This window comes from Pontibacter sp. LHS2 (genome assembly GCF_058932845.1).
Window position 1 is genome coordinate 467,775 of record NZ_JBZYWG010000003.1, and the last position, 21,953, is coordinate 489,727.

20 protein-coding genes are annotated in these 21,953 nt (G+C 48.8%); 2 read left to right on the top strand and 18 right to left on the bottom strand.

Annotated features, from left to right (window positions below; all coding sequences use genetic code 11):
* Positions 1–3: 3 nt before the first annotated feature.
* From AC5FX6_RS15280 to AC5FX6_RS15335, 12 genes are all read right to left on the bottom strand, one after another.
* The gene (locus AC5FX6_RS15280; RefSeq protein ID WP_196114292.1) at positions 4–768 is read right to left on the bottom strand and encodes an ATPase; all 765 of its coding nucleotides are present in this window, start codon (positions 766–768) and stop codon (positions 4–6) included.
* A gap of 13 nt (positions 769–781) precedes the next feature.
* Entirely contained in the window at positions 782–1,030 is a 249-nt protein-coding gene (locus tag AC5FX6_RS15285) for a hypothetical protein (protein ID WP_188501719.1), read from the bottom strand.
* A gap of 829 nt (positions 1,031–1,859) precedes the next feature.
* A complete protein-coding gene (arsB, locus tag AC5FX6_RS15290) occupies positions 1,860–2,945 on the bottom strand; it encodes an ACR3 family arsenite efflux transporter (RefSeq protein WP_493597889.1) in 1,086 nt (361 codons plus the stop codon).
* Between the two features lie 11 nt (positions 2,946–2,956).
* Positions 2,957–3,733, bottom strand: coding sequence for a metallophosphoesterase family protein (locus AC5FX6_RS15295; RefSeq protein WP_196114290.1), 777 nt, complete (start codon positions 3,731–3,733; stop codon positions 2,957–2,959).
* A 45-nt stretch (positions 3,734–3,778) separates the two neighbouring features.
* Complete coding sequence (locus tag AC5FX6_RS15300) at positions 3,779–4,246, bottom strand: DUF6428 family protein (protein ID WP_196114289.1); 468 nt, start codon at positions 4,244–4,246, stop codon at positions 3,779–3,781.
* Positions 4,247–4,275: 29 nt separating this feature from the next.
* Complete coding sequence (locus AC5FX6_RS15305) at positions 4,276–4,608, bottom strand: ArsR/SmtB family transcription factor (RefSeq protein WP_196114288.1); 333 nt, start codon at positions 4,606–4,608, stop codon at positions 4,276–4,278.
* 764 nt (positions 4,609–5,372) lie between these two features.
* The gene (locus tag AC5FX6_RS15310; RefSeq protein WP_196114287.1) at positions 5,373–6,065 is read right to left on the bottom strand and encodes a cytochrome c biogenesis protein CcdA; all 693 of its coding nucleotides are present in this window, start codon (positions 6,063–6,065) and stop codon (positions 5,373–5,375) included.
* Positions 6,062–6,295 carry a heavy-metal-associated domain-containing protein gene (locus tag AC5FX6_RS15315; RefSeq protein WP_196114286.1) on the bottom strand — a complete coding sequence of 78 codons (234 nt, stop codon included), beginning with the start codon at positions 6,293–6,295 and terminating at the stop codon, positions 6,062–6,064. The genes AC5FX6_RS15310 and AC5FX6_RS15315 overlap by 4 nt, the downstream gene beginning before the upstream one ends.
* A gap of 168 nt (positions 6,296–6,463) precedes the next feature.
* The gene (locus AC5FX6_RS15320; RefSeq protein ID WP_196114285.1) at positions 6,464–7,255 is read right to left on the bottom strand and encodes an MFS transporter; all 792 of its coding nucleotides are present in this window, start codon (positions 7,253–7,255) and stop codon (positions 6,464–6,466) included.
* A 3-nt stretch (positions 7,256–7,258) separates the two neighbouring features.
* Complete coding sequence (locus tag AC5FX6_RS15325) at positions 7,259–9,655, bottom strand: heavy metal translocating P-type ATPase (protein WP_196114284.1); 2,397 nt, start codon at positions 9,653–9,655, stop codon at positions 7,259–7,261.
* A 127-nt stretch (positions 9,656–9,782) separates the two neighbouring features.
* The gene (locus AC5FX6_RS15330) at positions 9,783–10,019 is read right to left on the bottom strand and encodes a heavy-metal-associated domain-containing protein (RefSeq protein WP_196114283.1); all 237 of its coding nucleotides are present in this window, start codon (positions 10,017–10,019) and stop codon (positions 9,783–9,785) included.
* Between the two features lie 717 nt (positions 10,020–10,736).
* The gene (locus AC5FX6_RS15335) at positions 10,737–11,096 is read right to left on the bottom strand and encodes a metal-sensitive transcriptional regulator (RefSeq protein ID WP_230391911.1); all 360 of its coding nucleotides are present in this window, start codon (positions 11,094–11,096) and stop codon (positions 10,737–10,739) included.
* A 653-nt stretch (positions 11,097–11,749) separates the two neighbouring features.
* Here AC5FX6_RS15335 and AC5FX6_RS15340 point away from each other — a divergent pair.
* Complete coding sequence (locus AC5FX6_RS15340) at positions 11,750–11,905, top strand: hypothetical protein (protein WP_196114281.1); 156 nt, start codon at positions 11,750–11,752, stop codon at positions 11,903–11,905.
* 149 nt (positions 11,906–12,054) lie between these two features.
* On the opposite strand, the gene AC5FX6_RS15345 is transcribed toward AC5FX6_RS15340, so the two are convergent.
* The 6 genes from AC5FX6_RS15345 to AC5FX6_RS15370 all read right to left on the bottom strand — a co-directional run bounded on the left by AC5FX6_RS15345 (position 12,055) and on the right by AC5FX6_RS15370 (position 20,257).
* Positions 12,055–12,930, bottom strand: a complete 876-nt coding sequence (locus tag AC5FX6_RS15345) for an AraC family transcriptional regulator (RefSeq protein ID WP_196114280.1) — start codon at positions 12,928–12,930, stop codon at positions 12,055–12,057.
* A gap of 188 nt (positions 12,931–13,118) precedes the next feature.
* Entirely contained in the window at positions 13,119–13,409 is a 291-nt protein-coding gene (locus AC5FX6_RS15350; protein ID WP_230391910.1) for a DUF983 domain-containing protein, read from the bottom strand.
* A gap of 564 nt (positions 13,410–13,973) precedes the next feature.
* Positions 13,974–15,080 carry an efflux RND transporter periplasmic adaptor subunit gene (locus AC5FX6_RS15355; protein WP_196114278.1) on the bottom strand — a complete coding sequence of 369 codons (1,107 nt, stop codon included), beginning with the start codon at positions 15,078–15,080 and terminating at the stop codon, positions 13,974–13,976.
* Between the two features lie 25 nt (positions 15,081–15,105).
* On the bottom strand, positions 15,106–18,264 hold the full coding sequence (locus AC5FX6_RS15360; protein WP_196114277.1) for an efflux RND transporter permease subunit: 3,159 nt from the start codon (positions 18,262–18,264) through the stop codon (positions 15,106–15,108).
* Positions 18,265–18,267: 3 nt separating this feature from the next.
* The gene (locus AC5FX6_RS15365) at positions 18,268–19,662 is read right to left on the bottom strand and encodes a TolC family protein (protein ID WP_196114276.1); all 1,395 of its coding nucleotides are present in this window, start codon (positions 19,660–19,662) and stop codon (positions 18,268–18,270) included.
* Between the two features lie 208 nt (positions 19,663–19,870).
* The gene (locus AC5FX6_RS15370; protein ID WP_493597890.1) at positions 19,871–20,257 is read right to left on the bottom strand and encodes an HYC_CC_PP family protein; all 387 of its coding nucleotides are present in this window, start codon (positions 20,255–20,257) and stop codon (positions 19,871–19,873) included.
* Between the two features lie 1,238 nt (positions 20,258–21,495).
* On the opposite strand from AC5FX6_RS15370, the gene AC5FX6_RS15375 reads away from it, so the two are divergent.
* Positions 21,496–21,930 (top strand): HYC_CC_PP family protein, encoded by a 435-nt coding sequence (locus AC5FX6_RS15375; RefSeq protein ID WP_196114274.1) that lies wholly within the window; start codon positions 21,496–21,498, stop codon positions 21,928–21,930.
* Positions 21,931–21,953: the final 23 nt, after the last annotated feature.

Genomic DNA, 21,953 nt, shown 5'->3' on the forward strand with positions numbered 1-21,953 from the left:
CGATTATCTGCTTTCTGAGACCTTGTTTGAGTAGTATTCCAGGAACCAGTTTGGAACTGTATCAGGATTGAGTTCGTCCCAGTCCTTTTCTCCCTTTGCATTCTTCTTAAAGTGCGCAAAGAGCTGAAAGCCCTCTCCGTCCCTGGAGTTATCGAAAAAATAAACCTGGTAGGCTAACTGGGCAGCCTCGAACAAAAGGCCAAGCGAGCGGTAATATCTTTGCTCTATCTTATCTTCAGGAACATCATGCCCTCCCTGCTGGGTTCTCACATGCACCCTAAATTTATTAATTTCGGGTGATTCGGTGGATACAAAGTACAGATAAACCTTGTAGCCTGCCGCCGCCGCCTCTCGCATAATGTCAAGCTTGGAAGGGTGAGAGAACACGGTTTCGAAGGAGAACTTTTTCCTCTCCAGCAACAGCTTTTTCCTCAGGAAATCAGCGATGATCTGTGCCAGCTGCTCGTTGGTTTCGGGTGCAACAAGCTCAATTCTATTATCAGTAAGCCTGTAACAGGCTGCAAATTGGGATTGATCGAACAGCTCGTGAATAAGGCCAGATGATACCGCTATCTGGGAGAACTCCTCATCAGCGACCTCGATGCGGTATGGGTCAAAAGAGAAGCGGTCCTCCTGTAGTGCTTTGGCAATGTCATCGGCATTTATATAAATGCCAAAGTCAACCGGAATCTGGCTGACTTTATAGGCTCTTACAGCGTTAATGATCGTGCTTTTGCCAGAGCCGTTAGGGCCGGCAAAGACTCTCAACCTAAGTTTTGAGTTAGTCGAGGACAATTTGTTTAGGGCGTGTTATATTTCTGATCTTGCTGATTCTTTTTTTAGTACCATCCTGGTCTACGCGCACTACCCACCCGTTTTCTGCTTTCACCACGTAGCCTGCAACTTCCATAGCCTTTCTGGACGCTTTCTTCACTGCAGGACTGGCAGCCCGCACCAAAACACGTTTCGTAACGTAGGCTGTTTCCTTCCCGGCTGCACTTCTTTTATCTGCTTTTAATCTGCTTTTCATAACTTAAAGATACAAGTTTAAAGTGTAGTTTAACACTTCTCTCAGTATATATCAACGTTCATGCCTAACTTGGGGTTAGGCAATAAGCTGGAAGTAGTGCGGTCTACATTATGAGGCTTTAATATGATTGCAGTGATAACACCTGCCTAGGTATAGCTTATCCTTCTAAGCGAATTACATGAAAGGCTGTCAGTGCAAAGTCCATTCTTAGGTGGCTTCTCATGATACACTTTATCTTCCAAATCATCGCTATAAAAATTCGGACTTAACTCTAGGTAAGTACTACCTATGCCTCCTGTATACTTGGTAAGCTACTTTTTATATCATATCTGAAGGATTAAAACATTGACAGCGGTAGTAAATGGTAGGCACCTTTTCTCATAAGGCGCATGTTGAATACTCTTACCGATCGCATACTAGTTATATTCCACTAATTTAACAACGTCTTGCGTAGCAACCGTTAGACACTTCTGGTCTTGACTACCAAGTGCATGCCTATGAGGCTAACCCTCCTTATTTGTCTACTTCACTGATTGATGGAATCAGCTTTTGAGGTTTGTTCACTCCATAACCTTATGCCTCCATTATTAGGATGTCAACACAGAGAAGGCGTAAAACGTTAAAACTGAAATTCAGAAGCTGTATCTGTGCACCGTGAAAGTCTCAACTATCATGACGCTTCAACCTATACGCGAATGATGCCCATATTTGAATTTAGAGTAATTGTATTTCGAGGCGTGATTCAGATGTGAGAGAAAATACCTCAACAAAACAACAGGGGCTGCTCAAACACCTGAACAGCCCCTGTATAAACGATTTCATGCAGTATCTATGAAGTGACAGGTTCCTTCTCCTTGCTGTACCATCTCCGTTTGAACCAGAAGGCAACGTTCACCAGCAGTATCAGCGCAGGCACTTCCACCAGCGGTCCAATCACGCCAGCAAACGCCTGACCTGAATTGATGCCGAACACACCGATGGCAACAGCGATGGCTAATTCAAAGTTATTGCCCGTGGCGGTGAAGGAGATGGCCGTGTTCTTGGAGTAGTCAGCGCCCATCACCTTGCCGAGGATGAAGCTGACCACGAACATGATGGTGAAGTAGAGCACCAGCGGAATAGCGATTTTCACCACGTCAAACGGTATTTGCACGATTAGCTCCCCTTTCAGGCTAAACATCAGCACGATGGTGAACAGCAGCGCAATGAGCGTGATGGGCGAGATGAAAGGGATATACCTGTTGTTGAACCAGTCCAGTCCTTTCCACCTTATCAGCCCGTAGCGGCTCACTACACCAGCAAAGAACGGGATGCCCAGGTATAGCAGCACGCTCTCGGCTATCTGGCCGATGGTGATGTTAATCTCGGAACTGGCCACGCCAAAATAAGGCGGCAGCACCGAGATGAACAGGTAGGCATACACGCTGTAGAAGAAAATCTGGAAGACGCTGTTAAGCGCCACCAGCCCTGCGGCATACTCCCTATTGCCCTCCGCCAGCTCGTTCCAGACCATCACCATCGCAATACAGCGGGCAATGCCTATCAGTATCAGCCCTATCATGTACTCGGGTTGGTCATGAAAGAAGAGTATCGCCAGAAAGAACATCAGCAGCGGCCCGATGACCCAGTTGAGCAGCAGCGAGATGCTCAGAATCCTCACGTTACGGAACACCTCCCCCATCTTCTCGTAGCGCACCTTCGCCAGCGGGGGGTACATCATCAGGATAAGGCCGATGGCCAGCGGCACATTGGTCGTCCCGCTTGAAAAGGAATTAATGAACCCGGAGGACTCGGGCAGGAAGTAGCCGATGCCCACACCCAGAAACATGGCAAGGAATATCCACAGGGTCAGGTAGCGGTCAAGAAAACTCAGTTTCTTTCGATTGTGGGCAGGTGTACAGTTGTTAGCACTCATAACTTTTACTTTTAGCAGCCTTTTCTCAGGTTCTCAGCATAGGCATTGGGCAGGATGCAGTCCTCAATAGCCCGGGCTGCCTTCTCGTAGTCATATTTGAAGCGGATGAACTCCACCTCGATACTGTCCTTATCCAGCAGGGAAGAGTTTTCGTCAATGGTGAGCATCACGTAGCCCCCACGGTTGTCGCCATCCTTGGGCTTGCCCACAGAGCCGATGTTGATGGCGTGTCGGTAATGGTTGTTGCCATCCTCATCTGAGTTCAGTATGCGATGATACGGCTTATGGGTATGCCCGAAGCACAGGATGTCGGCATCAGCGTCCTTCATGATGCGCAGCAGGCTCTTTTCGTCTCGGTCTTCGAAGAGGTACTCGTTTATCTTCCTGGGGCTGCCATGCACCAGCAATAGGTTCAGTTTGTCGTTGTTCAACTGGTACTCCACTTTCAGATGTGCAGGAAGCGTCCGCAGGTACTGGCGTTGCTCGGGCTTGATGATGTCGTTTGTAAAGGAGATGGAAACGGAGCCATTGGTTTTTTCCTCGTCCGTTTTGTAGGCGCAGCCGCAGTCGTTGCTCATCCTGCCGATGCCGAAGTCGTAGTTGCCTGCAATGGTCGGGATATTGCGCCTGCGGATTTCGTCCACCACCTCGTTTGCCCAGATGTTGTAGCCCACCAAATCCCCGAGGCAGTAGATGAAGTCGGGCTTCCTGCTGTCTACATCTGCAAAGAACGCCTCCAAGGCAGGCAGGTTGGCGTGGATGTCACTGAAGAGTGCTATCTTACTCATTGTCTATAGTGGTTTGGGTAGATGGTATAAGGGCGTGGTGACTACTTAGCAGCAGCCACCTCCTGGGGTGCAGGCGTTGCCAGACTGCATCTCTCTGAGGTTGATTCTGAGTTTCTCTTTCGGGATGCCGCACTTGTCTGGGGCAAGACAGTTGGTCGTCTTGGAAAGCAGCACGAAGTTATTCCCGTTATAGCCAAGGTCGTACTTGCCAATAGTTTCCCCTTGGTATTCCACTTCGATGTCCAGGTCCTCCATGCCCAAGGCTTTCTCCGAGAGGGCGATGATGTTGAGCAGTTTCTGTGGCTTCAATCGGTGGTCAAAGTCGTTGGCATCCCATAGCTGGAAGTTCGCCACCTTCTCGGTGCGCACCGTTCCACCGCAATCAATGAAATGCGTGGTCACCATGCCCACCTCGGTTACGTGGAAATGCGCTGGGACTTTCGTGCCGTTTTCCAACTCGAAGTCCACCGCTTCGGCTGTTTGCAGGATGTGCTTTACTTCTGACAGTTTCATGCTATTGTAAGCTTAACTATTACTCTCGTTCAACAACAGGCAGTGTTCTGACTTCTGACGCCATCCAGCAGGGCAGCGAAGTAGCCGTTCAGGTATGCGAAAGCGTTTTCGTCCAGGCAGTAGCAGATAGCGTTGCCCTCCACCGTGCCTTTGATGATGCCAGCGTTCCTCAGCTCTTTCAGGTGCTGCGAGACCGTTGCCTGCGCCAGGGGTAGTTCGCTCACGATGTCACCGCACACGCAGGCTTTGGCTTTGAGCAGGTGTTCGATGATGGCGACTCTCGCTGGATGCCCCAACGCCTTGAGCAGGAGGGCAGTCTTGTTCTGCGCCTCCGTGTAGTTTTCAGTTTTCGTCAATCCCATAATTTCTAATCGTTTGATTGCAATATTACGATTAACATAAAGAAGATACAAATAGTTTATGCTATGCTTTAATTATGTCTTCTTTTTAGGTAATAAAGAAAGGCAGATGAATCGAACAAAAGCATTTAAATAAGACTTGCCTACTTCCTTACCCGTCCAATACTGACAGAAATATGAGGATTGTAAACCCGGATGAAGCTGACAGCCGTCTTATGTACATGTGGTCGCTTTTAGCAGGCTGCAAGCATGTTAATTTTAAGATCTCCTCAGATACATCAAGAAAAGGAGAAGGCACTCTAGCCTAATAAAAACTCCTGCCCAAGGATGGCAGAGTTTATGGCACCTAAAGATTCACACTTTACGCCTTCTGTCCCTGTCCTATACCAGCTTCCATTAGATTTTCTCTGGTAATACCACTTTCACAACGGTTTAATAGTTTCCCATTTACAACTACTGCCGGAATGCGTACCACTCCATATGCTTAGGCTTTGTTTAAGCAGGTATTATCATCACAAAGCTTTATCATATCATAAAGGGTGACTTCGCAGCTGTCACAGGTCAGCCCCTGAACCATCTTTACTACTGGGTCGCACAAAGGCCAACCGGCGGTGAAAATCTCTATTTTACGATTCATATTTTAGCAGTTTTATAGTATGGCTTTTGAAATACTTTCCGTCTTGTAAAATGTATCTCAGAAGTGTGCGCGGGTGGTGCACAAGATAAACCAAACTGATGACCTGCACTCCTGAAATCATCAGTTGGCTTTATGGCAGCAGGTCTATAAAAACCCTGGTGTAGTATATACTAACAATAAGAAGTGCGCAACCGCTGACAACTTGAATGCTACGCCGGAGCCAGGTCAACCGGGCCAGGCGGGAAACGGCTCCAGCAAAAACCCCAACCACTAAAAAAGGGAGCCCTCTGCCCAGCCCAAAGGCTAAAGCCAGCAGCAACCCATAAAGAGGACTAGCTTGGGCTGCAGCGACGGACAGCAACAGCAACAGAGGAGCAGCGGATGTGCCCAGGCTAAATATAAACCCGTATACAAAGGAGCCGCTGATACCAGGTTTCCGAAGGGCTGCTAATTGGGTTACCTGTAGCCTCGGCCCATAAAAAGCCAAAATGGCAGCTATCAAAGAAACGACAGCCATCCCCAGCGCCCAGTAACGACCAAAAGATTCTGTAAGAATAGCGCCTAGTCTACCGGCTAATGCTCCCAATAAAGTCAAATTAATGACGATGCCAGCAAAAAAGGCAGTCGCAATCCACAGTCCGCTACGCCCTTCTTGATTTTGTGAATTACTGCTGACCAAACCAGCCATTCCTAACCCAACGGGAAGGGTGCAGGGACAGACTGCGCTAGCTACTATCCCCGCTATTAGAGCTACTCCCATGGCCAGAATAGAACCTTCTGACAGGCTAGAGCCAAAACTTTGAAAAAAACCTTCGAGCGTCATTGTGGTGTCTTTACTTCTACTGCTTCTCCTGTTTTATACCCTTTGTCCGAAATGGCTTTACCAATCTGCTGCGGAGTGATCTTATCATCACTGTAGGTAATGGTGGCCTCCCGCTTCTCGAGGCTTACCTCTACTCCTTGTACACCGTCGAGTGCTCTCACCGTTTTTTTCACGGTTGACACACAGGAGCCACAGGACATTCCCTCCACTGGCATCGTTACTGTCTTCACAGATAAATTATTAACTGCTTTTTGAGCAGTATGATCGACAGCCTCTTGTCCACACGATTGCGTAGCCAAGCAGATGAATGCTCCAGAAAATAGGATCAATGATTTTTTCATAATCTTTGCGACCAACAAATAGAGGGTTGTTTCCATGATAATTACTCCGAATATTTTTTAAACTTCTATTACTAACTCAATTTTTAAGACTCTCTTCTCGTATTTAAAGAGATTGAGAGAGGCGATAGTCAGGGCTGCCTGAAAAAGCGCATTCCCAAATAGGAAGCCATAGGTGCGAAGTCCCCAGACTTGCGAAAGAAGGCCATAGTAACCCCTTAATACCATTGGTAATGAAATAGAGCCGCCCTTTCCCGGTAAAGTGGTTCGCTGAAATGCGAGCCAGAGAGGACCCGATAAAACAAATCCAACGGTGGTTATTACTAAAAACAAGACCTTCCAGCCCATAATTGGCTCCAACGTTACACCTAAGATTGAGCCAAAGGCACTGCCTCCGGCCATGGCACCGAACAGCCAGCCCCAGGGCCGGCCTCTTTCTTCATAGCTAAAGAGCTGTCCTGTCAAAGCCAGGGCGATGGGTATTACCCCGCTAGCCACCAGCCCGGTCAATAAACGCCACACGATTAGTCCGGAGACGGAGCTTGCGCCCGCTGTCAGGCCGGTTAGCACAGCAAAGGCCAACAGGGAAAGGAAAATAATCCGCATTGGACCGATGCGGTCGGATAACAGACCATAGAAAAGGGTAGCAATACCATAGGGAATCAGGTAAGCGGGCACTATCAACCCTATTCGCTGCTGGGGAGCGTTAAAGAGAAGCGCTAATTTAGGAATCAGCTGGGCAACCATATAAGCCTGAAAAAAAATAATGAAGGTAGCGGCTGAGAGCACCCACAACAAGTACTCTCGTCTGCTTTTCTCAATGCTGCGGCTGCCATTCCATATTTGCTTCATTTGTTAAACTTCTATGGCAGTGAACCCCGAATTGCCTATCGCTTCTTTGAGTTGCTGCTGCTGCACCTTTGCTGGCTCATAGCTGACATGCACCTGCTTCCGGGCGACCTTCGGCTTTACCTCCTGTACGCCAGGCACCCCTTTCAGGGTAGCCGTGATGGCACCGGCGCATCCTTCACAGACCATGTCTGGTACTTTAAATTCAACTTCTGCCAATGAGCCTGTCGTTATCTCTTCTGTCCTCTCCAGCTTTATGCTGCGAATGCGAAGCGTGTTGAGCAGGATTGCGAAAATACTGACAATCATCACCGTGATGGCCAGGAGTGGTGTGATGAACCCAAGGGCTGCCAATAGCATGCCCGCCACATTAAAGAGCACGGCCACCACCACGTTCCCTGTCATGGTGCGGTAACTGGCCTTACCTAAAATCAAAGCATTTACCACGTCCATCAGCTTATCTCCGATCAAAATAACCCCGGCAGATTCAATGGCCACGTCTGTTCCAGCCGCAATGGCAATGCCTACGTCAGCCTGCGCCAAGGCAGGGGCATCGTTGATGCCATCCCCCACCATCGCTACCTTTTTGCCTCTCTGCTGGAGGTTCTCAATAGCGGTTACTTTATCGGTCGGCAGCAGCTCTGCTTTCACCTCCTGTATTCCTATTCCCTGGGCTATAGCATGAGCCACAGGGAGCCCATCTCCTGTAAGCATGACCGTGTGGATGCCTTTCTGGTTTAGCTTGGCAACTGCCTGAGCAGCCCCTTGCCGCGGCGTGTCCTGAAGCGCCACAATGCCGGCTACGCTCCCCCCAAGGGTGATACCTATCACAGTTTTACCTTCGGCACTCAGGCTGACGATACGGCCCATGGCGAGGTCCGTAAGTTTTGCTCCACTCTCCTGGAGAAACGAGGGCTTCCCTGCCAGCACTTCATCTCCCTGGTAAGTCGCTTTGACTCCTTTACCGGCTATAGATCTGAAGTTTTCTACGTCCCGCAGTGCAGCTCCTTCCCGCTGGGCGAAGAAAGTAATGGCCTGCCCTATGGGGTGCTCAGATTTGCTTTCTACAGCTGCCAGTAAAGAAAGTACCTCCCCTCGCTCAATACCGAATGTCTCCACATCGGTCACAGTGGGCTTGCCATAGGTTAATGTGCCTGTTTTGTCAAAGACGACCGTATCTACAATGGAGAGTCCATGGAACACCTCACTAGCTTTTACCAGCAGGCCTATAGAGATACCCTTGCCACCTGCGATGGCGGCAAGCATTGGTGTTGTAACACCTAAGGCACAAGGGTAGCCCATGATAATGGTCGTGATCAGCGCCAGCGTTGCCTGCGTGAAGTCGCCTGTAAAAACAGCCCATGCCGCGAAAGCAAGGCCAGCCACAATGAAAACAACAGGGCCGTAATAGTTCATCAGGCGATCCGCAAGCAGCTCGATAGGAGGTTTGCGCTCCGCTATCGTGCTCATCAGCCTGACAATCTGACTCAGGAAGCTATCTTCCCCAGTTTTAACCACCCTTATCTGTAGGGCACCGTCTAGATTCAGCGTACCCCCGATTACCGTGCTTCCTTTTTCTTTAGTTACAGGAACAGACTCCCCGGTGAAGCTGGACTCATCTACGCTGGCAGTACCTGAGACTATTTCTCCGTCCAAAGGTATTCGCTCGCCGGGACGCACTTCTACCACTTCATCAACGGTGACATCTTTGGTGAGTACTTCCACAAACTGGTTTCCGCGCAGCACCCTTGCCTTTGGAGGCTGCAGCGACAACAGCTTTCGGACTGCCTCGGATGCTTTTTTGCGGGTGTTCAGCTTAAAGTAGGCAAAGAACAAATGCAGGGACATGAGCCATGCTGCCACTGGCAGGAAGTTAGGCCAGTTGGGACTAAACAGGGATAGCGTACCGATGATAAAGGAACCCCATGCCCCGGCGCTCAGTAGCACATTGGCATTGATTACCCGCTGGCTGATAGCCATGAGTGTCTTGCGCAGGATAGGATAACCTACCCACAGTAGCACAACAACTGCTACTCCAAAACTGAACCAGGCCCTGTATTGGGCAGGCAGATTAAATAAATTGATCGGGTCTACCAGCAGATCCACGATGGAAAGCGCCATTCCGATGCTTCCCCGTTGTTTGATCACCTGAAACAGGTCCTCGTCGGCCTTATACTGCTGTACCTCTGTGGCAGAAACACTATAACCAAGTTTCTCCACGGCTTCTGCCAGCTGCTCTCGGTTCATTTGTGCTGTATCGGCTTCCACCAGCACGATGCCATGCACTAGGTTCACCATCACGCTCTTTATGCCTGGATAACGCTTCAAGGCTGTCTCTACACTCATGGTGCAGAACGAGCACATAAGTCCGGAGACTTTCATCTGAACTGTTTCCGTTGCCATATTCTTTGATTTAAACGTCTAAAGTAATGTCCATTAAGATCCTTTGCCTTAAAGAAGGCAGGTCATTGCAGCACTGTGTGAAGCATTTTGTTTGCCAGGTTCCCTGTTCCCATGATGGGCTCTACGCTTAGTCTTTCTTCGTGCTGAAGCCCCTTGCCTCAATGAGACGGACGATCTGTTCTGCTGAGATTTTCCTTTTATCAAACACGATGTCAGAAGTGCTCACATTGAAGGTGGTCTTACTTTTCACGATTCCCTCCTGCTGCTTTAGCATCCTGTCAATGCCATCGGCGCATCCTGCCTGGCAGCTCATTCCCTCCACTCTCAGGTGAAGGCTTGTCATATTTTCCTCTGTCTTCTCCATTTTGTCTGTTTTTTTCTTTTCATGTGATTGCGCGTTTGCCTCAGTTTTCAGAAACAGGATGCTCCAACATATCAGGAAGAGGAACCCTCCATTTCTTATAGTCGCCCTCATGGTTAAATCGATAAAATATAATTCTTGCTTTCTCTAGTGTAGGAAAGGTACAACCGTGGAGAGGGGGGTAGACAAAAAGAATTTTAAAATTTTCTTGGGAAGGAAGAAGAATAAAAAGAAAGGAGAAACCAAACCTACTTTGTAGAAGCAACTAGAGTACGCAGACGGGCTTCACTTTCTTTACCTGTTCTGGAAGAGAGAAATTTATAGGAAAGCAACCAGGGGAAACAGACTTACCTACAGAAACGGGGCAAGGCCAGTTTTGAACTCTGGGAAAAACAGGCATATAGATGGCTGTAGCCCCACCAGCTCAAGTATAGAGGAGCTATACCGGGACTATTGTAGTTAGGCACTTATCGAAAGGGCAAGAAGCATCCTCCGCCAGCTCAATCTTCTCGCAGGTCCTGCTGGCATAGTTGCAGGTTGTCAGCATTATAGATGAACAGCGTGATCAGGCCATCGGCGAGGGCGCAAAGCAAGCGTATGGAGCTTTGCATGCTCTGACTAAATTTCACCTTCAATAATGCGCGGAGGTTTTCACAGAGCAGATTTAGGTTTAGGCAACAAGAATAAAGAACAAAAGCCACCTTCCCTGCGCCCAATTAGTTAACCTTTGTTGCCTGCCTTGAGGTATTCCTGGAGCCATTGGGTGAGCTTTTCTATTTCCTCTATCTTACTTACCAGCTCCTCCAGTTCAAGCCCCGGGAACTCCTTCCGGAGTGCCTCAATCTTCTCTTCATTGCCGCAATCGCCCGGGCAGGAATTCCGTGCATTCACGATTTGGATCGCCAATGTCTTCCGGTATACCTCATCCAGCAACAAATGGTGCGCCTTCTGTAGTCCACTCTCCACCGACTTCATCTGCAGGAGTATGTCTTTGGGTGATCTATCCTCATCCATCATCCTAACAATTCCATCAATGTGGCCACTCAAGCCCTTCAATCTGTTCTTAATATCTCTGGTCAAATCTTTAGGTATCATTACGTTCTTTATTCTGAGGATCAAATCTTCACTACGCCATTACCATTATTACCCCACTTGGTGAGCAATCTCTGCATATTCTTAAATTGAAGTACGTATCGCATACAGAAGCAGCGCGTCTTAATATAGAGACTCAGCTATCCATACTTGTCAATGCAAACAACCTGCAAGCATGTGCCAAACCTTCAGCATCTACTGTGTATCCCTATTATTGGTATACATCTAAAGCAGCCACCGCCTCGTAATTACGGTACACGTGCAGGCTTTGGCCATGACAATAGTGTCCAAACACAGCCTGGGGCACATTTTCATAACCGGTTCGCTCATGTGCCCATCAAAGCAAACCCGGCTCGCCCTGACGGCACTGTAACACGATTTGATACTTGGCGGCATCTATTAACTGACTTTCTTCACAACTTTTCAATTGTACAATAACAGGCTCTACTGGCAGGGCTGCAAGACCAGATTTCGACTATCATTGCCTTGTTTACTCACCTGAGCAAGTTAACAGGCTTAGAGGGGGGTACACAAACAAAGGATTATTCTACACTGTCCTTTTTGAAGTCAGCACAAATTATCTGTTTTAAACAGTAATTACAAAAGAGTTAGTATTTAGGCTTTTGGCCCCAAAATGAAAGGTGAGACGGTTTTGGCAGGCAGGCAACAGCAAGCTGCTCCGGAAGTTCAACATCGCCTATGACCAAAGCCTGGAGGGTATCGTGGAAACGATCGTGCTGACAGCCGTTGACGCCCAGTACGCAGGCTATATTACCATTGCCGACCAAATCAAATGAAAAAATGGGTACGTCCTGTGTGATTTCACAGGATTGTCAGTCTTCCTTACAAAAAATGCTGGTTACCTGGTCTACATAAAGCCTTTAAAGTTGCTGAGGGAAACTTTTTAGTAAAAGACCACAAGTAATAAATCTCGCTCAAGTGCTGTTTAGCTGTGCTTTTCCCTGAACTCCTCAGGCGTAATCCCTCCATACTTTTTAAAGAACTTCGTAAAGTATGAATTGTCATTAAACCCGAGTTGGAAGGCTACCTCAGAGATGGTAAGATCAAAATCGATCAGCCGCCGCTTTGCCTCCAGCAGCACCCTCTCCCTTATCACTTCACCTGCGGGTTTACCCAGAATGTCTTTACTTAAGGCGTTCAAGTGGTTAGGAGTAATGTAAAGCAAAGTCGCATAGTCTCTGGGAAGCCTGAGGCGGTGAAAATGTTGCTCCACCAGGTTCTGAAAATTCCGAATAAGGATTACTTTGGAGCCGGTCACCTTCTGTTCTGGCCTACTGCCCAGATGCTTGTTTATAGTAAGGAAAATCTGCAGCAGCAGAACCCGTATCATGTCCCTGTTGACACGGTGCTTTAGCTGTGCTTCCTCTATAATTGACTCAAACACAGCGGTGATTTCCTGCCGGAGATTTTCAGGCAGAGTAATAATGGACCCATCCACTATACCTGATAGGAAAGAAAACTGTTTGAGGTACTCCGGCGAGAGTAAAAAAGAGTGGAAAAAACTACTGGAGAAGTTTATGATATAGCCATCAGTATCTCCCGTAAGGTCCCAGGAATGCACCTGCCCCGGCACCATAAAATACATTTGCGAGGGCGAAACTGTGCATTTTACAAAGTCTATCTCGTAGGTTCCCTCTCCCTTGGTAAAGAGCACCAGGTGATAGAAGGAATGGCGATGAGGAAATTTTAAATTTGGATGGGTTACAAGGTAATGGCTTAGCCTGCTTACCAAAATATCATGCTGCTCTGGTTTATTCGAAGAGAGTGAGCAAATATCATATACCGGTATGGATGTAGACATAAGAAAGACGCGTAGTAAGTATATCACAGAGGGTTAGGTGGACAGAGTTTCCATGCATAACTTGATCATGTAATTCGTGTTGGGTGTTACCGTGGGAAGAGACTACACCCCCTGTTATGGACCTTGTTCACTCACTATGAACAAGGTCCATTATAGTTTAAAATCGTGAATATTTGAATAAGCAAATCCTATGAGTATGTCTTCCTAGAGATCTCGCTGCAAGGGCCCTCATACCTGATAAATATATTGATCCACACCACCCGGGACAGACGGAAAATAACTGGCAGTAATGCCACCACCGTCACCAGCACAATCCCGATCATCATCGCCATGGTCACCTCTTCTACAAACTGATAGAGCAAAAACAAGGATACTAAAAATATTGCTACGTTGAAGGCAAAGCTTACATACATCGTCCCGTAGTAATAGCCTACTTCCGGTTCAAAAACCTGTCCGCAACAAGGGCATGTTTTGTGCATCTCTGCAAACTTAGTAGTGTACAAGGTTCCCTTCGGAAACACACTGTCTTCCCGGCACCTGGGGCATTTCACAGTTAAAATGCTATACAGGAGGGAATTTCGCTGACCCATGATCGCTGTTTCATTAATTATATCGCTCTACAAAGATACGAACACGTTCTACCTACCTTACGGCACAAAAAGTCCAATTGACTGGACTTCTGTGCTCTTCGACCACAAATTCTACCATCCGAGAGATGGTAACACCTGACAAAGGAAAAAATCACAGGCATTGCCCACTTGACACTATAGCCTGATAATCTTCTTTGAATGAGAAAACGAGGATAGGATAAAACCAGTGTCATGCAAACCCGGAATCAGTAACAACTACCATTACCATCCTCTGGCTTGATTGAGTACCTTAATAGGTTACACAAGAGCTTTAAGAAATTGTCCGTACTCGAGGATCAAAAATATAGGGCTCCCAAAAGGAGCCCCATATCAACACAAACTAAACATTAACCAATTTTTTGAAGCGCCAGGGCACAGCAAAAACAAGATAGTCAGACGCTATACCTTGACTTCTCAATTCATCACAACAGCACCTTCCTCTATTTGCGGGGTTGCTTTGCTGATCAGACTGTCTCCAGTTTTCAATTCGCCGAATACTTCAACTTTCCCATCGAATTTCCGGCCTCTTCGCACAGGCAATCTTGTCACTTTGTTTGACACCACCTTCAGCACGTAAATGCCTTCATCAGAGTCAACGAGTGCCATTTCAGGAACAACAAATGTGCTATCCTTGAGTGAAAGTAGAATCTTTACATCGGCTACCATTCTCGGCAACAGCGTTCTGTCAGGGTTTGGGATATCCAACTCTATACGCTCTGAGCGCAGCTTGGCATCTAGGGCTCCCGCCTGCCGTTTGATTACGCCGCTATAGGAGGCTTGTGGTTGCGACCTAACAGTAAAGCTTACCGGATTTGTAGTATTTAGGTATGGCAGATGGGCTTCGGGAACTGATACGATCAGGCGTAGTTTTTTTTGCTCCTGCAGCGTAACCAAGGGCAGTGCTGACCCCTTGCCGGATGGCCCCACATAAGCGCCCACATCCACATGGCGGGCAGTGATGACGCCACTGAACGGCGCACGCAGTTCCAAATATCCCGCCATCACCTTCACCTCCTCCAGCGAAGCTTTGGCAGCTTCCAGCTGTGCCAGGTCCGAATTTTTCCGGGCCGTGATCTGGTCGAGTGCGTCCTGGGCAACGGCGCCTTCTGTTTTACTTGCCTCCACTATCCGGTCATAGCTTGCCCTGGTGGCAATATAGTTGGCCTCTAAAGATTTTATTTTGGATCTGGCAGCGGCTAGCTGGGAGCTGATCTCGGGTGCTTCCAGTATCATCAGTACTTCTCCCGCTTTCACTTCAGAGCCTATGTCTACCTTCAAAACTTTTACAAAACTGTTCACCTTCGCATAGATATCTACCTCCTGGTTGGCAACAAGTTCTCCCGGCACCGACAGGGTAGTTGTCAATTTATCTTTTGTCACCGCGAAGGTTTCCATCTTGGGAGCCATCATGGGCTCCTCTGACTTTTTCTCTGCTACCTCTGTGGGCGTACAGCTGCTGATCAACAGCACCAAGGAAGTGCTGTAGAACGCAAGGGATGAAATAAACCGAATATTTTTCATTTTCTTAAAATCTGTGAGTTAGAAACTAAACCGTTTGAAGCACATACTGCTTGCTCTCTTCATCCTCCGGATCCAGCGACACGGAATCTGTTGAAGAGTTCCCCTGTACCCAGGCAAAAACCAATGGAAGGAAAATCAGCACCGCAAAAGTGGAAGCGACAAGCCCTCCGATAACTGCTCTGCCCAGTGGAGCTATCAGGTCACCGCCTTCTCCATACCCGATGGCTATCGGCAGCATACCGGCCACCATGGCCAGGCTGGTCATGATGATGGGCCTTAAGCGTAGGAAAGCGGCTTCTTTCGCTGCTGCCAGGGCATCTCCGCCGTTAGACTTGCGAAGCTCTTCCGCATTACTCACCAGCAGCAGGGCATTCGCCAGGGAAACCCCAATGGACATGATGATCCCCATGTAGGACTGCAGGTTAAGCGTAGAGCCTGTCAGCAGCAGAAGCCCCAGCGCCCCGAATAGCACGGTAGGCACACTCGTCAGGATAACCAAAGGCACTTTGAGGGACTGGAAGTTGGCCGCCAGTAGCAGGAACACGACCACAATCGCGACGAGCAAGCCGTTCTGCAGGCTGTTGGTCGTTTCCGTCAGGACGTTGGATGTCCCGATCAGGCTTACCGTCAGACCCCTCGGCAGTTCTCCCAGCGCTGCGATGGCCGCCTGCACGTCTTTGGTAGCCGTGCCCAGGTCCATTTTGTGCAGGTTGGCCGTCACCGTAATAAAACCCATCGTGCCCAGGTTGGCGCTTTCGCCATAGGTTGTGTCAGGCGTAATGGTAGCCACATCACTCAGAACAGGTCGCGAGGAATTTTTCAGCACCGGAATGTTCTCCAGGTCCTCCTTGCTGTTCATCTTGTTGAGCGGCGTCTGTACCTGCACGTCATAGGCGATACCCATCATGCCGTTATCGATCCACATGTTTTTGCTGGTATACCGCGACGATGCCGTTGAGGCGATGAGCGACCTGGAAATATCACGCACATCCACGCCAAGCTGCGCTGCCCGCTGGCGGTCAATCTCAATATTGAGCGTCGGGTACTTTTGAGACTGTGCGATTTGCTGGTCACGCAGGTAATCGATTTCGTTGAGCTTAGCGAGCAGCTTCTTCGCATACATGGCGTTCTGCATCTTATTCATCCCCGAAAAGCGAACCTCTATCGGTGTGGGCGATCCCTGGCTCAGCACTTTGTCAATCAGCTCAATGGGTTCAAAGGAGAGTCTTACATCCGGCATCACCTCCTTGATACGGCCGCGTATCTGATCCTTCACATCTGCTATGTTGCCATTAAAGTCATTCAACGCCACTTGCATCAGGGCTTCGTGCGGGCCGGAGTTATAGAGGTAAATCGGGCTCACGGCAAAGGTAGAGGGGTGCTGCCCGATGAACACGGACGATATGGCAACCTTCTCTTTTCCTACGATTCCCTCAATCTCACTTAACACTGTTTTTACCCTGTCTTCTGTCCGGTCAATGCGCGTGCCATCCGGAGCGCGAAGCCGGATCTGGAACTGGCTCGAATTAACGGCTGGCAGTACATCGCTCCCTATATTGGCGAAAAACAGCACGACCAAGCCGGAGGCAATTACCAGGTAAGCTGCGACGATAGGTTTGCGGTGCGGCAGGATTCGGTTCAGGAAGTTCGTAAAGCCATCGCGGAACCTCTCAAACCTGCCTTCTTTTTTAGCTTCTGCATCATGGTTATGTCCTTTCATCAGCCAGTTAGCCATGACAGGCACAAAGGTCTGGGAGAGCAGGAACGAGATGATCATGGAGAAACCAATTGCCAGGGCCAAAGGCTTAAACAGCGCACCCGGTATACCGGCCATCATGAACGCAGGCGCGAACACAGCCAATATAACCAATAGAATCATCAGCTTCGGGAAAGCGATCTCCTTACAGGCTTCCCAGATGGCCTGGGCCTTGGTTTTGCGCATGGCCAGGTGCCGGTGAATGTTTTCAATCGTTACCGTACTCTCGTCCACCAGAATACCAACAGCCAGCGCCAATCCGCTCAACGACATGATGTTGATGGTCTGCCCGAAGAGCTTCAGAAACAGCACCCCTGAGATAATGGAAATCGGAATGGTCAGGACTACGATAAGGGCTGCCCGACGGTCTCCCAGGAACAGCAGCACCATCAGGCCCGTGAGTACGGCTCCCAGCACCCCTTCCGTTATCAGGCTCTTCACGGCGTTGATCACATAAACCGACTGGTCAAACTCATAGGATATCTTTACATCCTCGGGCAGGTTCCTCTGAATCTCAGGAAGCTTTTGCTTTAGGTTCTTCACCACCTCCCAGGTGGAGGCATCCCCGGATTTGGCGATGTTGATGTACACGGACCGCTCCCCATTGATAAGGGCGTAGCTCGTCGTGATATCGGCGCCGTCCTTGATGGTAGCCACATCCCGCAAGTATAGGTTCTCCACGCTGCCCTTAAACAACGGGATCTCGCCAAACTCCTCCAGTGTCTTGATGACATTGTTAGTCGGGGTCAGGTAGTTGATGTCGCCGATGGTGGCGTTGCCTGAAGGAGCCGTGATGTTGTTGTTGCTGATCGCCTCCACAATCTGGTCAGGCGTCAGGTTATGGGCGCGGATCAGCTCCGGGTCGATGTTGATCTCTATCGTGCGCGGGCTTCCTCCGAATGGCGGTGCCGTTTGGATACCCGGGATAGAAATTAGAAATGGCCGGGCCGCAAAGTTGGCCACATCCTGCAACTGGTTGTTGTTCTTGACCGGACTGGTGAAGACCAGCTGCCCCACCGGCTGCGAAGAGGCATCGAAACGGATGATGAAGGGCGGCGGCGCACCCGGCGGCAGGAACACCTGCGACCTGTTGGAGAGGGCATTTATCTCGGCAACGGCAGAGGCCATGTTCGTATTCTCATGAAAGGTAACCTTCATCAGGGTCAGGCCCTGCGAGTTCTTTGATTGGATGTCCTTGATGCCGTTGGTGAACAGGAGCATGTTCACGTACATTTTTGTGAAGTAGGACTCCATCTGTTTGGGCGTATACCCATAAAAGGAATGGGCGATGTAAACCACAGGCATCTTCATTTCCGGCAGCAGGTCCACTTTCACATCGCGGGTAGCCTGTACCCCGAAGAAAAGCAGGCCCACCACCATCACCAGCACGGAGATGGGTTTACGTAAGGCGCTTCGTATTAAATTCATTTCTTATTCAGCTTTAACTTCGTCCATGAAAAGATTAAAATCACCGGTAGCGGCAGCTTTCAGCAAAAGAGACTGCCAGACATTGGCATAGGCAATCTCGTTTTCTGCCTCTGCCCGGCTAAGCGTGTAGAGGGATTGTGTCACGTCTACAATAGTTGTCAGGCCATTCTTATAGAGGGCAGTGTGCTGTCGGTAAGCGTCAGAAGCGGCTTTTACCTGCACCGGTGCCTCCCGGTAACTTTCCAGGGCATTGGCTATCTTGGCATCAGCCAGCCTGGCCTGTGCCTCCAGTTCCTGGTAAGCCACCTCATATTCGTCCTTCAGGGCCTGGGACCGCAGCTCCTGTGACTTGATTCTGGAGTTGAGGCGGGAGATGGAGGTCAGGTTCCAGTGCAAACCGACACCGGCCAGGTAATTGCCACGACCAATGCCAACTCCGTCGAAATAGTTGCTTGAGAAGGCGGACTGATCTTGCGGATAAATGGATTGGAACCCGGTGCCTCTGCCCTGCACAATACCGAACAAGGAAAAGGTCGGGTAGGCCATTTTGCGGTACAGCTTTGCTTCGGCATCGCTCCTGGCGATGCGGCTTAACTGGAACTGTAGCGCCGGATGCGTTTCCTCAACTGGAGAAGGTTCTGTGAGTAGTGCGACAGGAATGCTAGTAACGAACGTCGAATCCAGCGTAAACTCGGCATAAGGCACGCCCATCAGCACAGCCAGGGTTTTGGACTTTTCCAGTTCCATATCCCGTGCTTTCAGCTGCTCAATCCGGGCATTGGAGACTTCCGCGTTGGCCAGGGAAGAATCGACGCCTGCGATCAATCCGCTCCTGGCTAATACAGCCGCAGTGGATTTAAATACCTGCGCCCGCTTGAGGTTCTCCGCTTTGGTATAGGCTATCCTTTGGGCCGTGAGCAGGTTGAGGTAAGCAGCAGCTACTTTCACTTGATGCTCAAACTGCTCCTGTTCCAACGCCTGCTGGCTTACAGCCGCTTCAGACTGCGCTACTTTGATTGAGCTTTTTACCCGCCCGAAACTGAAGAAATCCCAGTTGACGTTTGCCAGGTATAGCGCGCCGAAGGCGGCGTTCCAATCCTGCTCGGGGAGCGGCAGCGCGGTGGAAGCAACGCCTAGTCCACCAAACCCATATAAGGGACCATGCTGGCCATTTATTGTTCCGTAGCTTTGCTGGCCCGAGAGCCTGACATCGGGCAGGTAATCCTTTTTCCGCTCCTGGACGGTTGCCTCTGATGCTTGCTGGTATTTTTCTTTGGCTTTTATCGAGCCATAGTTATTCAATGCCCTATCGACTGCATCCTGCAGCGTCAGCGTCTGGGAAAACGCCGGAACGGACAGCAGGAGGCAGAGTAAGAGCGTCATACGTTCTACTCGCATTGGTTAAAAAAATAAGGTTGGATTTACTGCTTCACCCTGGCACACATGGGCATGAGAAGAGCAGCCGGTTAATGGCCATTAACGATAGTCCTAGTGCACAAACTAGAGCAAGTATGGGCACAGGTTTTTAAGCTATGGTAGCTTTCAAAGTGTATCGGTAATGGCTAAGCCTGCAGAATCGAGGCTTTGGTTTAAGAAGGGGAATGATCTAAATTCTGAAAACGCAGTTTTTGATGTAGAGTGCAACCTTACCTGCCAGAGGTGGTCCGTTGCTTTTGGGGTACTCTACTACTATCGATGATACGGAAGAGGGAACATCCTGTGTTGGATACGAGAGAATAGCAGCCAGATAAACAGGCTTTGAAATACTTGTAACTAAGTCGTCGTGCTGGCTGTCGGCCTTCAGCTGCTGCTGGGAATACTTACAGCATTCTTTCTCAGGCTTGCCAGTAGGGCACTCTGTGGCACAGCTTTCTTTCTCCGACCATACGTTGACATCTACCACTTGCCCCTTGCAGAACTGCAATTGGAAGGCCGCCCCGCTGGAAGCCGTGACGTAGAGGATACTAAACAATATGGTTAAAAAGCTATTCACAATTTATAGGGAAAGAACTCGACAATAGACTCCAATCAACCGTTCACAACTGTCATAAATCTCCAGGCTGAGCCTGGCATTGCCCATTCTTGGGACAAAGATAAGGCATATACCTGCAGCCACCATGGTGTAGTTTACTGTTTGTGTTGTAGTCTTTACCGGTGAGCTTTAAAACTTAAACCGTAGTGTTGTCTTTATAACATTCAAGAAGAAGCTACTGCATAAGTAGCTTCTTCTTGAATGTTAGCGTTACTTACAATCTCATGTTCATTACAAGAGTTGTCTCTAATACTTACGATCGCTGGCATTGTTTTTCTTTGGTCCACTTCTGGACTACAACACTAAAGAGCTTGTGCCTTAAAACCGGCCTCCTCTACCGTAACAATGATTTGACTGGCAGAGAGAATCCGTTTTCACGGTTAACACTTTATTATCCACGCTCCACTCGTTGTCTTTGAGCACAGGGGTTATTTTTGAAACACAGCCTCCGCAATTGATATTGGATTTAAACTGTAGCTGCTTCATCCTTTTGTATAGCTAGCTTTCTTACTTTATTTTTATCACTACAAAAACAGCACCTGCCTGAGGGTGGTCTGTTACACAATCCTTCTTATTTTTAACATATTTATCTTGCACCTCTATATTTTCTGCGCCTTTAGCTGCAAACTGTTGGTCATCACTGACGCAGACCTCAATATCATGGCTACTCCTACTACCATCGGATTTAGCAGGAAGCCTTGTAGCGGGTGAGTACCCCAGCCCTGATGGAAATGCCTATTAGATTGTGGATGAAGGCCCGGAACAGGTTCTGCCTGATCATCCGCACTGTATGCCTCCAAGAAAGATTCTGCACTCCGGGAAATTGTATCTTCGTCCTTCCCAGGCTGTTATGCAATTTAAGCTGAGTGCTGCAAGTTTTACAGGATGGTTGTTAAAGGTTTGGTTTCAGTCGGAATGAGTTTTCCCACAATAAGCCAGAAGGATTCCATCTACCAACGTATCATAGAGATACAACACACAGTAGAGTACATAATCTTCAAGCAGTATTAAACAAAAGGGAGAAGCTAAGCATTTTTCTGTTTTTTGAAACCTCACACTGGTTCTTATTTAAATTGTGATCCGTTGGCACCATCATACGCCTGATGGGTTGTTTCGCAAAGAATTTATAAAACATTCCGCTATTTATGTAACAAACTCTGTTACATATGCTTTATCTTTGCAAAAGTTTAAGTCACACTATGAAGCTGATCCGTCACCTGATCCTACTTGTCCTGACCTTCGTGGTGCTTGTCTCTTCGACCGGCATCTCGGTGGGCATGCATTTGTGTGAGGGTGAGTTAGAGGATCTTTCCTTTTTCGGAGCCAAGGCAGATTGCCCGATGGAACAGCAGCAACAAAAACTGCCATCCTGCCATAACGTGCCTGGCTCAGACGATTCTGCATCCGCCTGCTGCGATGACCACACGCTCCACCTGGAGCAAGCTGATGCCGCCTCAGATTCCAACGCACAGCTGCTTACCAAAGCCTTAGACCTGAAATTTGTAGCCGCTTTTAAAGTGGTTATACTTCAGCTATTTGCTCCTGAAGCAGAACAAGCGTCTACCTACGCGCTGTATAAATCCCCCCCGATTGCCCGCGACATCCCGGTGCTGGTGCAATCTTTCCTGCTATAACCTTTCAGGCTCCTGTGATGCCA

What these genes read in the sequence shown, in the direction of transcription:
- AC5FX6_RS15345 (WP_196114280.1), bottom strand. Translation starts at nt 12,930, where the DNA reads ATGTCTACATCCATACCGGTATATGATATTTGCTCACTCTCTTCGAAT.
- AC5FX6_RS15300 (WP_196114289.1), bottom strand. Translation starts at nt 4,246, where the DNA reads ATGAAACTGTCAGAAGTAAAGCACATCCTGCAAACAGCCGAAGCGGTG.
- AC5FX6_RS15350 (WP_230391910.1), bottom strand. Translation starts at nt 13,409, where the DNA reads ATGCACAAAACATGCCCTTGTTGCGGACAGGTTTTTGAACCGGAAGTA.
- AC5FX6_RS15375 (WP_196114274.1), top strand. Translation starts at nt 21,496, where the DNA reads ATGAAGCTGATCCGTCACCTGATCCTACTTGTCCTGACCTTCGTGGTG.
- AC5FX6_RS15320 (WP_196114285.1), bottom strand. Translation starts at nt 7,255, where the DNA reads ATGAAGCAAATATGGAATGGCAGCCGCAGCATTGAGAAAAGCAGACGA.
- AC5FX6_RS15365 (WP_196114276.1), bottom strand. Translation starts at nt 19,662, where the DNA reads ATGCGAGTAGAACGTATGACGCTCTTACTCTGCCTCCTGCTGTCCGTT.
- AC5FX6_RS15355 (WP_196114278.1), bottom strand. Translation starts at nt 15,080, where the DNA reads ATGAAAAATATTCGGTTTATTTCATCCCTTGCGTTCTACAGCACTTCC.
- AC5FX6_RS15325 (WP_196114284.1), bottom strand. Translation starts at nt 9,655, where the DNA reads ATGGCAACGGAAACAGTTCAGATGAAAGTCTCCGGACTTATGTGCTCG.
- AC5FX6_RS15295 (WP_196114290.1), bottom strand. Translation starts at nt 3,733, where the DNA reads ATGAGTAAGATAGCACTCTTCAGTGACATCCACGCCAACCTGCCTGCC.
- AC5FX6_RS15330 (WP_196114283.1), bottom strand. Translation starts at nt 10,019, where the DNA reads ATGGAGAAGACAGAGGAAAATATGACAAGCCTTCACCTGAGAGTGGAG.
- arsB (WP_493597889.1), bottom strand. Translation starts at nt 2,945, where the DNA reads ATGAGTGCTAACAACTGTACACCTGCCCACAATCGAAAGAAACTGAGT.
- AC5FX6_RS15310 (WP_196114287.1), bottom strand. Translation starts at nt 6,065, where the DNA reads ATGACGCTCGAAGGTTTTTTTCAAAGTTTTGGCTCTAGCCTGTCAGAA.
- AC5FX6_RS15360 (WP_196114277.1), bottom strand. Translation starts at nt 18,264, where the DNA reads ATGAATTTAATACGAAGCGCCTTACGTAAACCCATCTCCGTGCTGGTG.
- AC5FX6_RS15285 (WP_188501719.1), bottom strand. Translation starts at nt 1,030, where the DNA reads ATGAAAAGCAGATTAAAAGCAGATAAAAGAAGTGCAGCCGGGAAGGAA.
- AC5FX6_RS15305 (WP_196114288.1), bottom strand. Translation starts at nt 4,608, where the DNA reads ATGGGATTGACGAAAACTGAAAACTACACGGAGGCGCAGAACAAGACT.